The sequence below is a fragment of the Dactylosporangium cerinum genome, assembly GCF_042653625.1.
In the GTDB taxonomy this organism is placed as follows: domain Bacteria; phylum Actinomycetota; class Actinomycetes; order Mycobacteriales; family Micromonosporaceae; genus Dactylosporangium; species Dactylosporangium cerinum.
This window is the reverse complement of sequence record NZ_JBHSIU010000013.1, coordinates 223,482-236,109: the sequence shown is the minus strand read 5'-3', so window position 1 is coordinate 236,109 and position 12,628 is coordinate 223,482. Positions and strand designations below refer to the sequence as shown.

The window sequence follows — 12,628 nt, the reverse complement described above, 5'->3', positions numbered from 1 at the left end:
AGCCGTGACCTACTACGCGCGACTGGCCCCCAACGACACCACCGAGCGGCCGCGCAGCCTGGTCCGCCGCCGGCACACCCCGGTGTACCCGACCGACGAGGCGCTGCGCGACGACGGCCGGTGGCACCCGACCGACCTGGTCGAGCGGGCCGCCGTCGGTGACCTCGAGGACGAGCTGGTGGAGATCCCGGCCGAGCTGGCCGACGCGATCGCGGCCCGCTGGCAGGCCCTGGCCGAGGTGCGGCGCCGCGAGCTGGCCGCGCAGGGCCGGGGCCAGCTGGGCATGCGCCTGGCCGCGGCCCTGCCCGGGGACAGCGCCGAGCGGCTCGAGGGCGTGGAGCGGGACCTCGTCGCGCGGTACCTGCGGGAGGCGCCGCTGGTCGTGTCGGCGTTCGGCTTCGGGCCGGACCTGTACGCGGACAGCCACCCGCGGGTGCCGCTGCACGTGCGGACCGACGGCCGCTGGGTCTGGTCGGAGTCGCTCGCGCACTACGCCGCGGTGTACGCGCTGGCCCCCGAGCCCGCCTTCCTCGCGCACATCCGCACCCGGCGGTATCAGTTCCCCGCGGTGACCGACGAGGTCCTCGCGCACGCGGCCCGGCTCGCCGAGGGCAGCACCGACAACGCCGACAGCGCAGAAGACCCATGACCAATGGAACTGCCTCCGTGCCCCAGCTACGACGAAGGGGTGTTCGACCGGACTCGTTCATCGGTGCTCCCCCATCGTCCGGCAACACACCGGCCTCACCTGCACGACAACCCAGGGTGCCGCCGGCATTGCGTCGGTCCGGAGACAACCTGTGTCGCCAGCTGGAAACGAAGCCAGCCATGTGCGTCAATACCGTATGACTCGAGCGCGCGACGCCGTCATCACGCTGCTCTGCCTGATGGTCCTGGTCCCGCTGATGGTGCTGTCGGCCGCGGCTGCGGGGCTCCATCCTCGGCATTGGTCGGGCATTCCACTGTCCGCGGTGGACCTTCCCTTCGCCGACACCAGCCCACGTGGGGCCGATAGCCGGCTACCGGCTCTGGACGAAGTGACCGACACGCTGATAGCGATGAAGGACCACGGGTGGGTTGAGATCTACGGTGGCCAGGACGGTCGGATCTACATCGTGACGACCCGGTTGAGCCCCTCCGCGCTCCCCGATCTCGGGCACCGGTTCGACGACGAGACGGTCGGTGTGATCTACAGTCCGCTGACGCCCCCGATGCATCTGGACGGGCCGGGCGACGACTCCACCACCGAGACGTGGTGGCAGCGCACGGATCCGCTGGGCACCTGGGTCACGCTGATGTTCGGCTTTCCCTGGCAGCTCGGCATTGCGCTGCTGCTGACCGCGGTCGGGTGGGCGTTCGTCCTGCGCCGGCGCCGCCGCAGGCAGGCGTCCGCACCACAGCCGGCCGTTTCGTCGTAGTCGTCGTCCAGGGTCTGAGCGTGGATGCGCTGGGCATCGACGACCGCCACCGCGGGGATGGTCAGAGCGCTGCCCGGGCCTCCGCGATGTCGTGGAGCACGGCGTGGGCGTCGTGCCCCTGGGCGATCTCGTGCGCCTCGTCCAGGGCCGCGACCGCGTCCGCACGGCGGTCCTGGGCGGCGGCCACGTAGGCCAGCCCGACCAGGTTCGCCGCCACCCCCGGTAGCTCCCCCGAAGCCCGGCGCAGCCGGGACGACTCCTTCAGGTGCTCGCGGGCCTCGTCCAGGCGGCCGGCCGCGAACGCCGCGGTGCCCAGGTGCCGCAGCGCCTCCGACCGGGTCGAGGGGTCGTCGGTCCGGGCGGCCCGTTCGAGGAGGGGGACCGCAGTCTCGTTGTCGCGCCGGACGACCTGGTGCAGGCAGCCGATCCAGAACAGGGCCTCGGCCTCGCCGCGCACGTCGCCTGCCGCCCGGAACAGTGCCAGCGCGCGCTCGAACAGCGGCAGCTCGGCCGGATCCTCGACCGGCGTCGCGTCCGGCCGGGCCCGCTCGTGCAGGAACCGCCGGTGCAGGACCTGCCCGCGGGCCAGGGCGGTGGCCGCCTCCAGCGCGTCGAGTTCGCGCTCGGCCCCGGTCAGCGCCTCGGCGTCACCGGCGTACACCGCGCGCTCATAGAGTAGGCGGAACTGTTCGAGCCCCATCGTCGCCTCAGCCGCCCGCGGCACTCACCGGGGCCACCGGGAGCATCGTGCCGGTGTCATCCATGTCCGTAACCGTAGACGACCACCACTGTCTACAGCGGGATCTGGTACAGGATGAAGCCGCGGTTGACGGCTACCCGGTCGTACAGGCGGCGGGCGGTCGCGTTGGTGTGGTGGGTGGACCAGTAGACGCGGTTGCACTGCCGCTCCCGGGCCCAGTCGGCGACCGCGGCGATCAGCGCCGCGGCCACGCCCTTGCCGCGGGCCTCGGGGGCGGTGAAGAGGTCCTGCAGGTAGCAGACGTCGTCAGTGGTGGTGCTGGCGTGCGTGAGGAAGTGGGCGATGCCCACCAGCTGCCCGTCGACCTTCGCCCCGAGGGCGTGGATGCGGGTGTCGGCCAGGAAGTCGTCCCAGGCGAGGTCGAACCGGGCGGCCGGCAGCACCCGCTCGTAGAAGGTGTTGTACCCGGTGAACAGGGCCTCCCAGGCGGTCCGGTCCTCGGCGGTCAGCTTCGCGACGGTGATCACGGGAACCGACCCTATCGACCGCCGGGTGCCGATGAGAAGCTGTGCGGCGTGGCGGTGACGGAGGATGCCGAGGAGACGATCACCGGGGAGCTCCGGCTGCTGGCGATGCTGCTCGGCGCGGTGCTCGGGACGTGGATCGCCTGGACGAGTCCGCAGCACGGGCACGAGCCACGCTGGGTGCTGTTCGCGGTCCTCGCCGCGGTGCTCGGGGCGGCCAGCGGCGAGGCGTTCGGGTTCGGCGCCGCGCGGTGGCGCGACCTGGGCACGGTGCACCGGGTCCGGCTGTTCCACGTGCTGCACCTGGTGCTCGCGTCGGTGGCGGTGGCGGTCGGGCTGGTGGCCGCCACGCCGTACGTGCTCGGGGAGCAGGGGCTGACAGGCCGCGGGCTGGCGCTGTCGGCGATCGCGATCTGCGGGGCGTTGCCGTCGGCGGCGACGCTCGGCGCGGTGCAGCGGGTGGCGCGGCGCCGGATCGAGGGGTCGCCCGGGCAGCAGCTCAACACGTTGCTGAGCCTGCGGCGGCTGGTGAGCCGGCTGCTCAACCAGCTCGGGTTCCTCGTGTTGCTGGTCACGCTGGTCAACGGCGCCGCCACGGGATGGGGCGCGGAGCTGCCGAAGGCGGCGGTGCTGTTCTCCGGCGCGGTCGCCTCGTTCGTCGTCGGCGTCATGTACGTGCCGGCGAGCACGACCCTGCGCCGCCGGTGTGCGTTGTTCGTCGACCGGCACTTCCCGCTGACGGATGTCGCGCTGGGCGACCTGGTCGACAAGGCCGAGGAGCGCGCCAAGCTGGAGAAGCTGCTCGGCATCGACCAGACGACGTTCGGCGAGCTGCGCAGCGGCCTGGTGATCATCAGTCCGTTCGTGGTGAGCGCGCTCGCCGCGATCATCCCCACCAAATTCTGAAAAAAAGGGGGCCCCGGACGGGACCCCCTTTCAAGCGTTGCGTCAGTTCGAGGCGTAGGTGCCCTCGGCGAACGCGGCGTCGAAGCGCGCCTGCAGCGCGTCGAGCTGGTGGAACTCGCTCGACGACGCGGACTCGGAGCCCTCGGCGGCGAAGACGTGGTCGGCCTCGGCCTCGTTGTGGTCGTACGAGGTGTAGTCCGACTCCTCGTAGTGCGCGCCGTTCGGGTCGCTGTACTCGACGTGGTGGCCCTGGTCGAAGCTGGTGGACTCGGCCGACGCGTGGTCCTGCTCGTACACGCCGAACTGCGACTGGTAGTCCTGCTCGTTGGCGTCGACCTCGTGGATCTGGTCCAGCGCCTCGTGCTGCTCGCCGGTCTCGAACTCGCCGTACTCGCTCATGTCATTCCCCTTGTTGTTGATACTGCGGTTTATGTGGTGTTCGGTGCGCTCTTGCGATGTGCTGAACACTACGGAGGTCCGGAGACCGTCAAATCCCGGAAACGTGCCACGGAGGGAAGTACGTCATGCAGGTGAGCGAGCTGTTGGTCGAGGGCTTCGGGCGGCTGCCCGAACTGGTCAGAGGTGCGGTCGACGGGTTGAGCGCGGAGCAGCTGCGGTGGGCGCCGGCACCCGGCGCGAACACCGTCGGCTGGCTGGTCTGGCACCTCACGCGGGTGCAGGACGAGCACGTCACGGACCTGATCGACGGCGCGGAGCAGCTGTGGGTCAGCGGTGACCGGGCGTCGCGGTTCGGGCTGGAGCCGGACCCGGACGACACCGGTTACGGGCACACCGCGGCGCAGGTCCGGGCGGTGCGGCCGGACGGGCCGGAAGCGCTCATCGGGTATTTCGAAGCGGTGTCCGCGCGCACCGTCGAGTGGCTCGCGACGCTGACGGAGCAGGACCTGGACCGGGTCGTCGACAAGCGGTGGGACCCGCCGGTGACGCTCGGGGTGCGGCTGATCAGCATCCTGAACGACGACACGCAGCACGCCGGCCAGGCCGCCTACGTCCGAGGTCTGATTCCCTGACCGCACCGGTGGAAACGTCATGGAGGACACACGGCCGGCAGGCCCGAGTGGTGGTGTACTTGATCTGCACGATCCACCCCCTGATCGGGAGATGTAGATGGACGAGCGTGCACAGGGACGTCACCGCGTCGTGGTCGTGGGCGCCGGCTTCGGTGGGCTGTTCGCCACCAAGGCGCTGAAGAACGCGCCGGTCGATGTGACCCTCATCAACGGCACCGCCCACCACCTGTTCCAGCCGCTGCTCTACCAGGTGGCGACGGGCATCCTGTCCGAAGGAGAGATCGCCCCGCCGATCCGCGAGATCCTCAAGCGGCAGGACAACGCGAAGGTGCTGCTGGGCACCGTCACCGAGATCGATCCGGCGGCGAAGACCGTCACCGCGGTCGCGCCCGGGACCAGCTACACGGTGGAGTACGACTCGCTGATCGTCGCCGCGGGCGCGTCGCAGTCCTACTTCGGCAACGACGGGTTCGCCGAGCACGCGCCGGGCATGAAGAGCATCGACGACGCGTTGGAGCTGCGCGGCCGGATCTTCGGCGCGTTCGAGCTCGCCGAGCTGGAGACCGACCCGGCCGCGATCGAGCGGTGGCTGACCTTCGTCGTGGTCGGCGCCGGCCCGACCGGGGTCGAGATGGCCGGGCAGATCGCCGAGCTGGCGCACCGGCACCTGCCCGGGCAGTACCGCAACATCGACCCGAAGCAGGCGCGGATCATCCTGGTCGACGCGCTCGACACGGTGCTGTCCACGTTCGGCGACCACCTGTCGACGAAGGCGCTGCGCCAGCTGCACAAGATGGGCGTCGAGGTCGAGCTCGGCACCAAGGTCGTCGACGTCGACGAGACCGGCATCGAGGTCGAGACCCGCAACGGTCACCAGCGCATCGAGTCGATGACGAAGATCTGGGCGGCGGGGGTGGCCGCGCCGTCGCTGTCGACGCAGCTGGCCAAGGCGACGGGCGCGGCCACGGACCGCGCCGGGCGGCTCGAGGTCAACCCGGACTGCACGGTGCCCGGCCACCCGGAGATCTTCGCGGTCGGCGACATGATGGCCCTCAACCGGCTGCCGGGCGTCGCGCAGGTCGCGATCCAGAGCGGCCGGCACGCCGCCGGTCAGATCACCAAGCGCCTCGCCGGGCAGCCGACCGGGCAGCCGTTCAAGTACTTCGACAAGGGCAGCATGGCGACGATCTCCCGCTTCTCGGCGGTGGCGAGCGTGGGCAAGCTGCACTTCTCCGGGGTCATCGGGTGGCTCATGTGGCTCGCCGTGCACCTGCTCTACCTGGTCGGCTTCAAGAACCGGGTCACCGCGGTGCTGCACTGGTTCGTCAGCTTCATCGGTCGCGGCCGCTCGGAGCGGGTCGCCACGTTCCAGCAGGTTTTCGCCCGGCGCGCGCTGCAGGAGTACCGGCAACACCTGCCGTGACGGTTATCGTGGCGCGGTGGCAGCGTGTCCCGAGCAGACCAGCGATGGTCGCTCCGGGGTAACCCCGGGGACGCAGGATTGAGCACGGCAGCGCATCGCCGGCGCGCATTCGCGCTCCGCGCGACCCAGCGCAGGCACGACCGGGATTCGTCGGGACACGCTGCCCGCGTCGTTGCCGGCGCGCTCGCCGACGCGTTCCTGACCGTCGACTGGGCCCGTCAGCCGCTGCTCGACGCCGGCCATGAGGTGCTGGGCCGGCGGCCGCGGTGGCTCGGCCCGGTCGTCACCGCCGTCCTGCGGGCCTACCGGGAGGCGCCCGCGGACCGGCCCCGGGAGCTGGCCGAGTTCATCACCGCGCCGGCCCGCCAGCCGATCCGGGTCCGGCGGGCGACGGCCACCCGCACCGTGCGGCAGCGGTGGCACTCGCCGCGCATCGACGACCTGGCGGCGCTCGCCGAGTTCCTGGAGCTGACCCCGGACGAGCTGGACTGGTTCGCCGACCGGCGCGGGATCAACCGGAAGCATGCCGACCACAGGGTGCGGCACTATTCGTACACCTGGATCGGCGAACGACTGATCGAGGCACCGAAATCACGTCTCAAGGCAATCCAGCGCCGCGTGCTCGACGACCTGCTCGGGCCATTGCCGGTGCACGCGGCCGCGCACGGCTTCGTCCCGGGGCGTTCGGTGCACACGTTCGCGGCCCTGCACGCGGGGCAGGCGGCGCTGGTGCGGCTGGACCTGCGCGCGTTCTTCACCAGCGTCACCGCGGGGCGGATCTACGGGCTGTTCCGCACCGCCGGCTACCCGGAGCCGGTCGCGCACACCCTGACCGCGCTGTGCACGACGCGGACCCCGCACGCCGTTTCCGGCCGGCTCGAACACCGCACGCCGCACCTGCCGCAGGGGGCGCCGACGTCGCCGGCCCTGGCCAACCTCGTGGCGTTCCGCCTGGACCGGCGGCTGACCGGGCTCGCGGCGCGGCGCGGCCTGGTCTACAGCCGTTACGCGGATGATCTGGCGTTCTCCGGGTCACGGGCGTCCGGGCTCGTCGCGGCGGTGACCGCCGTCGCGCAGGACGAGGGCTTCCGGGTGAACCCCGCGAAGACCCGGGTCCGCGGGCGGGGCGACCGGCAGCAGCTCGCCGGGCTCGTGGTCAACGCCCATCCGGCGGTGCCCCGGGACGCCTACGACCGGCTGCGCGCCGTGCTGCACAACGCCGCCCGGGACGGCCTGGACGCCGCAAACCGGGACGGGCATCCCGACTTCGCCGCCCACCTCACGGGGCTGGTCGCGTGGGCCTCGCACGGGCACCCTTCGCGGGCGGCCCGGCTGCGGCGCCTGCTGCGGGCGGCCCTGGCGCCTGCATGACGAAGGGCGCCCCACTCCCCCGGGGCGCCCTTCTGGTCTGTTCGTGCCTGCTCAGCAGCTCAGGTTGCCCGCTCCGACGCCGACGCCGAGGATGCCGACGAAGCGCTGGTACGCCGCCACCCGGCTCTGCACCTGTGCGGGGTTGCGCCCGCCGCACTCGAGGCTGCCGTTGATGCTGCGGATCGTCTCACCGAACCCGGCGCCGTTGACCATCGCGTTGTGCGGGGTCATCGTGCCCGGACCGCTCTGCGTGTTCCAGTACCAGAGCGCGGTCTTCATCGCCACGGCCGGATCGGTCTGCACCAGGTTCGGGTTGTGCAGCAGGTCGATGCCGAGCGCGTCACCGGCGGCCTTGTAGTTGAAGTTCCAGCTGAGCTGGATCGGCCCGCGCCCGTAGTACGCGGCCTGCCCGGCGGGGCACCCGTACGGCTGGCTGGTGTCGCAGTAGTGCGGGTAGTTGGCGGTGTTCTGCTCGACGATGTACACCAGCCCGCCGGTCTCGTGGTTGACGTTGGCGAGGAACGCCGCCGCCTCCTGCTTGCGCTGCGCGTCCGTGCCGGTCTTCGCGAACGCCGGGTACGCGCTCAACGCCGCGACCAGCCCGTTGTACGTGTAGAACGGGTTCCGGTTCGGGAACATCTGGTTGAACTGCGCCTCGCTGACCACGAACGCCCCGTTGTTCGGCGGGTTGGTGGTCGGATTGGTCGGCGGCTGCGTTGTGCCGCCACCGCTGCAGGTGTACGGGTCCCAGTACCAGGTGCTGATCGTCGGGCTGTAGCCCGGGTTGTCGTGCTCGGCGACGTAGTACTTGCCGTCCGTGAACTTCACGACGTCGCCGGTGACGTAGTTGCGCCCCTGCACCCAGGCCGGGAAGCTGCACCCGCCGGCGGACCCGGTCTGGGTCGGCGGCTGCGGGGTGCTCCCGCCGCACGAGCCCTGGTCCTGCCAGACCCCGGTGGTCCCGGGCGGTGCCTCGTTCTGCGTCCACCACTTGGCGAGGAAGTTGCGGCCGTTGTGGGACACGGTGGCGCCCCCGGTGTAGACCGCCGACGACTGCCACGCGGCGGCGCAGGCGGCCGCCGACGCCGGCAGCATGTTGAAGACGGCGACGACACCAGCGGCGACGGCGGTCGCGGCGAGCATCGCCAGCAGGCGCACTCTGGACACCTGATCACTTCCGTTCAGTTCGGTTCCGGGGCCCTCATCCGACCAGCCGAACCACCCCAACGGAGTGAACAACATCGTTTTATTAACAATCTTTACGGTTTCCATAACGTTCCCGCGGAGTGCCGCGACCGACAGGGCGGATCGGGGCCGTACCCGCAGGTCGCCGGGGGCGGCGACCAGCCGCAGGGTGACGCCACGTGATCAAGGGGTGGCGTAGAACCACGGCGGGCCCGCGAAGGTTCCGAAAATCGTGCGACCATTTCCGTGATTTGCGTCACGTCTTTTCTTTGGGAAGGCTTAGGCTACCTGCTCGGGTGGCCCGGTTCGGAGAGGTGCGTCACAGCGCCGCACAAACGGTGCGCTGCGGAGGCGAATCGCCCTGGGTAGGCTGGCCGTCGGTCTCGTCCGACAGGCACCGCTCCCCGCGGTGCCGGGCGCGGCTGCTGCCTAATCGCCGGCTCTTCTGGCGAATCGGGGACCCAACCGTAACTGGGGTGAATCCGCGGGCAACCGCGGTAGGGATCGTTCCGTCCCGAACCCGTCAGCTAACCCGGTCGGCGGCCAACGGAAGGAACAACGAGCCAGATGTCATCACGACATCCCGGTCGGCGGATTCTCGCCGTCCTGATGACGGCCGCCGTCCTTTGCGGGCTGGGCGCCGCACCGGCCATCGCCGAGCCGGGAGACGACACCGGCGACGAGGGTTCCAACGCGTCCCTCGCGCAGGTCCTCGACGAGAGCACCCGCGCGTGGATCGAGGCCAAGGACAAGTTCGACGCCTCGGTCAAGAACCAGGCCGATCTGACCGCCAAGCTCGCCGCGACCGAGACCGAACTGGCGAAGGTCACCGAGCAGGTGTCCGCGATCGCCGTCGCGGCATACCGGACGGGGCCGCTCACCACGTTCGTCGCGCTGATGGACTCGGGGAGCCCGACCGGGTTCGCGGAGCGGGCCGGTTCGATCGACGAGATCGCCCACCACAACGACAATCTGCTGCGCGACCTCAACAAGCTGAAGAAGGACCAGGCGACGCAGAAGGCGGCGCTGGAGGCCGAGGTCAAGCTCCAGCAGGAGCAGGTCGCGGTGATGGCCACGAAGAAGAAGGAAGCCGAGAAGGGGCTGGCCCAGGCGGGCGGCCCGAGCAACGGCTTCGTCTCCGCCAACCTGCCCCTCGCCGCGCCGTCCCCGCGCAACGCGAGCGGCGGCTGGTCGTCGGAGAGCTGCAAGGTCAAGGACCCCACCACCACTGGCTGCATCACGCAGCGCACGCTGCACGCGATGCAGCAGGCGCAGGCGGCCGGGTTCAAGCGGTTCGTGTCGTGCTACCGGCCCAGCGGGCCGTATGAGCACCCGAAGGGTCGCGCCTGCGACTTCTCGGTGCAGTCGGCGAAGGGCTTCGGCGGGGTCGCCGCCGGCGAGGACAAGGTGTACGGGGCCAACCTGGCCACCTACTTCGTGAAGAACGCGGACCGGCTGGGCGTCATGTACGTCATCTGGTTCAAACAGGTCTGGACACCGGCGGTCGGCTGGCACCACTACAGCGGTGTGGGCGGGGATCCCTCCAGCGACCACACGAACCACGTACACCTGTCGATGCTCTAGGAAACACCCTCACATCCGCAGGCGGCCGGCCGATAGGGCAACTGTCGACCGGCCGCCGCAGGGTGAGGGGATCCGAAGTGAAGCACCGACTCGTGACGCGCAGCGACTTCGACGGCCTGGTGTGCGCCGTCCTGTTGCGTCACCTGGACCTCATCGGCGACATCACCTTCGTGCACCCCAAGGACGTCCAAGACGGCGCGGTCGAGATCGGGCCGGGCGACATCCTGACGAACCTGCCCTACGCGCCCGGCGCCCACCTCGTCTTCGACCACCACCACTCGGAGACGCTGCGCAACACCGGCGACCGGGACAACCACATCATCGACGCGGAGGCCCCGTCGGCGGCCCGCGTCATCTATGACCACTTCGGCGGCGCCGAGCGCTTCCCGAACGTGTCGGACGAGCTGATGGAAGCGGTCGACAAGGCCGACTCCGCCCAGTACGACATCGCGGACATCCTGCAGCCGGTCGGCTGGACGCTGATGAACTTCCTCATGGACAGCCGCACCGGGCTGGGCCGGTTCCGGCAGTTCCGGATCTCCAACTACCAGCTGATGATGCAGCTCATCGACGCGTGCATCGATCATCAGGACGTCGAGGAGATCCTGGCGCTGCCGGACGTGGCGGAGCGGGCCGAGCTCTTCCGCGAGCAGCAGGAGCTCTTCGTCGACCAGTTGCGGCGGGTGAGCCACCTCGATGGGGACGTGGTCGTCGTCGATCTCCGGGACGAGGACGTGATCTTCGCCGGGAACCGCTTCATGGTGTACGCGCTGTTCCCTGAGGCCCGCGTCTCGATCCACGTCATCTGGGGCAGGCAGAAGCTCAACACCGTGTTCGCGGTGGGCAAGTCGATCCTGGACCGGACGTCACCGACCGACATCGGTTCCGTGATGCTGGGGTACGGCGGCGGCGGTCACCTGGCCGCCGGCACGTGCCAGGTCCCGCACGACGAGTCCGAGCAGGTCCTGGCCGAGATCATCGCCAAGGTGGGCGCTCCCCGGACCGCGACGATCGGAGCCTAGAGGAGCTCGGTGTCGCGGAGCAGGCGCCACAGTCCGGCGCCGTCCGGAGCGCGCAGCCAGCGGTCCGAGGCGAAGGACGGCAGCCGGCGGGTGCTGTCCACCGTGGTCGGGAAGCCGCCGGCGAGGACCGCCTGGGTCGGCGAGAGATGCCGGATCGCCACGGCCGCCACACTCTCGGGATGCTCGGCGACGAACTCCGCGTAGATCTCCGGGTCGTGCTGGCCGTCGTCGCCGACGAGCAGCCACCGGATGTCCGGGAACTCCGAGGCGAGCCGCGCGAGGGTGGCCCGCTTGTGCGCCTGCCCGCTGCGGAAGAACCGGTCGGGCTGCGGACCCCAGTCGGTCAGCAGGAGCGGGCCGGCCGGGTACAGGTGGCGCGACAGGAACCGGGTCAGCGTCGCGGCGACGTTCCACGCACCGGTCGAGAGGTAGAAGACCGGCGCACCGGGGTTGGCGTTCACCAGCCGCTCGTACAACACCGCCATCCCGGGGACCGAGGCGCGCGCGTGCTCGTCCAGGACGAAGGTGTTCCACGCCGCCAGCAGCGGGCGGGGCAGGGTCGTGACCATGACGGTGTCGTCGACGTCGGAGACGATCCCGAAGCGCACGGTCGGGTCGATGATCCGCACCGGCGCCTCCACCGGGGCGCTGTCCTCGCTCTCCAGGGTGACCGTGGCCCAGCCGGGCGCCAGGTCGGCCTCGATGACGGTGTCGATGAAGCCGCCACGGTCGCAGCGGACCTCGCAGGTGCGGTCGCCGGCGGTGATCCGCACCGGTGCGTTGGCCACGGACACGGCGGTGAACGACCGCCAGCCCCGCAGCTTCTTGAGGCGCCGGCCGGGTTTCGGGTCCAGCCGGGCGAGCAGGACCCGGCCGAGGACACGGACCCAGCCCGGGCCGCCGTAGCCGGTGTAGGGAGTGACGGCGACCTTCCACCCGCGCAGCCGGAGCCGGCGCTCCAGCACGTCATGGAAGGCGTCCTCGATGCGGGCGGCGCGGTGCAGCCGGACCGGACCTGATGGGGTCAACGACACGCGCTCACCCTGTCACAGCCCCCACGCCACCGCACCACCACACGCAGGGTGACAGTTACCCGACGGTGGCATGAAACCGTGAGCCCGAACACTCCGGACGCTTCTAGCGTTGGTGTTATCAGGAACACACACCAAGGGGTGCGAGATGGCAACCACGACATTCGAGGCGGTGCGAGCCGAGGCACTGTTCGTTTCCAACCTGCAGTGCTCGCAGGCGCCCAGAAGCGACGAGATCCGGGCGGCAGTGGCGACCACGCTGCGGCGGATCGGCATCAAGGGCTGCGCGGCCCAGGTCGCCGGCGAGTTCGGTGACCACCCGGACACGGCGGTGGCGCGGATGGCGTGGGCCCTCGCGCTGGTCCGCTCGACCTACCCGGCGCGGCGCAACGCGCCCCGGTCGGTCCGGCTGCTCGCGCGCAGCGCTTGAAAC

14 protein-coding genes and 1 riboswitch are annotated in these 12,628 nt (G+C 70.6%); of the genes, 9 read left to right on the top strand and 5 right to left on the bottom strand.

The features are described from left to right. The first annotated feature begins 4 nt into the window (after nucleotides 1–4). Together ACFPIJ_RS13305 and ACFPIJ_RS13300 are read left to right on the top strand one after the other, a co-directional pair. Nucleotides 5–649 carry a hypothetical protein gene (locus tag ACFPIJ_RS13305; RefSeq protein ID WP_380115050.1) on the top strand — a complete coding sequence of 215 codons (645 nt, stop codon included), beginning with the start codon at nucleotides 5–7 and terminating at the stop codon, nucleotides 647–649. A 151-nt stretch (nucleotides 650–800) separates the two neighbouring features. After that, nucleotides 801–1,418: a hypothetical protein gene (locus ACFPIJ_RS13300; RefSeq protein ID WP_380115049.1), complete on the top strand. Its 618-nt coding sequence runs from the start codon at nucleotides 801–803 to the stop codon at nucleotides 1,416–1,418. 61 nt (nucleotides 1,419–1,479) lie between these two features. On the opposite strand, the gene ACFPIJ_RS13295 is transcribed toward ACFPIJ_RS13300, so the two are convergent. Both ACFPIJ_RS13295 and ACFPIJ_RS13290 read right to left on the bottom strand, forming a co-directional pair. Next, nucleotides 1,480–2,118, bottom strand: a complete 639-nt coding sequence (locus ACFPIJ_RS13295; protein ID WP_380115048.1) for a tetratricopeptide repeat protein — start codon at nucleotides 2,116–2,118, stop codon at nucleotides 1,480–1,482. A 92-nt stretch (nucleotides 2,119–2,210) separates the two neighbouring features. Beyond that, nucleotides 2,211–2,645: a GNAT family N-acetyltransferase gene (locus ACFPIJ_RS13290; RefSeq protein WP_380115047.1), complete on the bottom strand. Its 435-nt coding sequence runs from the start codon at nucleotides 2,643–2,645 to the stop codon at nucleotides 2,211–2,213. Nucleotides 2,646–2,693: 48 nt separating this feature from the next. Here ACFPIJ_RS13290 and ACFPIJ_RS13285 point away from each other — a divergent pair, with 48 nt between their 5' ends. After that, complete coding sequence (locus tag ACFPIJ_RS13285; protein ID WP_380115046.1) at nucleotides 2,694–3,548, top strand: hypothetical protein; 855 nt, start codon at nucleotides 2,694–2,696, stop codon at nucleotides 3,546–3,548. A gap of 42 nt (nucleotides 3,549–3,590) precedes the next feature. Here the strand turns inward: ACFPIJ_RS13285 and ACFPIJ_RS13280 are convergent, their stop codons facing one another. Further along, entirely contained in the window at nucleotides 3,591–3,947 is a 357-nt protein-coding gene (locus ACFPIJ_RS13280; RefSeq protein WP_380115045.1) for a hypothetical protein, read from the bottom strand. A 125-nt stretch (nucleotides 3,948–4,072) separates the two neighbouring features. Between ACFPIJ_RS13280 and ACFPIJ_RS13275 the strand changes: the two genes are divergently transcribed. The 3 genes from ACFPIJ_RS13275 (at nucleotide 4,073) to ACFPIJ_RS13265 (ending at nucleotide 7,373) form a co-directional block, all read left to right on the top strand. Next, on the top strand, nucleotides 4,073–4,579 hold the full coding sequence (locus ACFPIJ_RS13275) for a mycothiol transferase (protein WP_380115044.1): 507 nt from the start codon (nucleotides 4,073–4,075) through the stop codon (nucleotides 4,577–4,579). A gap of 97 nt (nucleotides 4,580–4,676) precedes the next feature. Beyond that, the gene (locus ACFPIJ_RS13270; RefSeq protein WP_380115043.1) at nucleotides 4,677–6,002 is read left to right on the top strand and encodes an NAD(P)/FAD-dependent oxidoreductase; all 1,326 of its coding nucleotides are present in this window, start codon (nucleotides 4,677–4,679) and stop codon (nucleotides 6,000–6,002) included. A gap of 78 nt (nucleotides 6,003–6,080) precedes the next feature. Continuing rightward, on the top strand, nucleotides 6,081–7,373 hold the full coding sequence (locus tag ACFPIJ_RS13265) for a reverse transcriptase family protein (RefSeq protein WP_380115042.1): 1,293 nt from the start codon (nucleotides 6,081–6,083) through the stop codon (nucleotides 7,371–7,373). A gap of 51 nt (nucleotides 7,374–7,424) precedes the next feature. On the opposite strand, the gene ACFPIJ_RS13260 is transcribed toward ACFPIJ_RS13265, so the two are convergent. Further along, on the bottom strand, nucleotides 7,425–8,540 hold the full coding sequence (locus ACFPIJ_RS13260; RefSeq protein WP_380115041.1) for a glycoside hydrolase family 19 protein: 1,116 nt from the start codon (nucleotides 8,538–8,540) through the stop codon (nucleotides 7,425–7,427). Between the two features lie 434 nt (nucleotides 8,541–8,974). Continuing rightward, nucleotides 8,975–9,116: riboswitch (cyclic di-AMP (ydaO/yuaA leader) on the top strand. A 9-nt stretch (nucleotides 9,117–9,125) separates the two neighbouring features. On the opposite strand from ACFPIJ_RS13260, the gene ACFPIJ_RS13255 reads away from it, so the two are divergent. Then, complete coding sequence (locus ACFPIJ_RS13255) at nucleotides 9,126–10,142, top strand: coiled-coil domain-containing protein (RefSeq protein WP_380115040.1); 1,017 nt, start codon at nucleotides 9,126–9,128, stop codon at nucleotides 10,140–10,142. 92 nt (nucleotides 10,143–10,234) lie between these two features. Next, complete coding sequence (locus tag ACFPIJ_RS13250; RefSeq protein WP_380115039.1) at nucleotides 10,235–11,164, top strand: DHH family phosphoesterase; 930 nt, start codon at nucleotides 10,235–10,237, stop codon at nucleotides 11,162–11,164. Here ACFPIJ_RS13250 and ACFPIJ_RS13245 read toward each other — a convergent pair. Then, nucleotides 11,161–12,198: an App1 family protein gene (locus ACFPIJ_RS13245; RefSeq protein WP_380115038.1), complete on the bottom strand. Its 1,038-nt coding sequence runs from the start codon at nucleotides 12,196–12,198 to the stop codon at nucleotides 11,161–11,163. The genes ACFPIJ_RS13250 and ACFPIJ_RS13245 overlap by 4 nt on opposite strands. 145 nt (nucleotides 12,199–12,343) lie before the next feature. Between ACFPIJ_RS13245 and ACFPIJ_RS13240 the strand changes: the two genes are divergently transcribed. Next, on the top strand, nucleotides 12,344–12,625 hold the full coding sequence (locus ACFPIJ_RS13240; protein WP_380115037.1) for a hypothetical protein: 282 nt from the start codon (nucleotides 12,344–12,346) through the stop codon (nucleotides 12,623–12,625). Nucleotides 12,626–12,628: the final 3 nt, after the last annotated feature.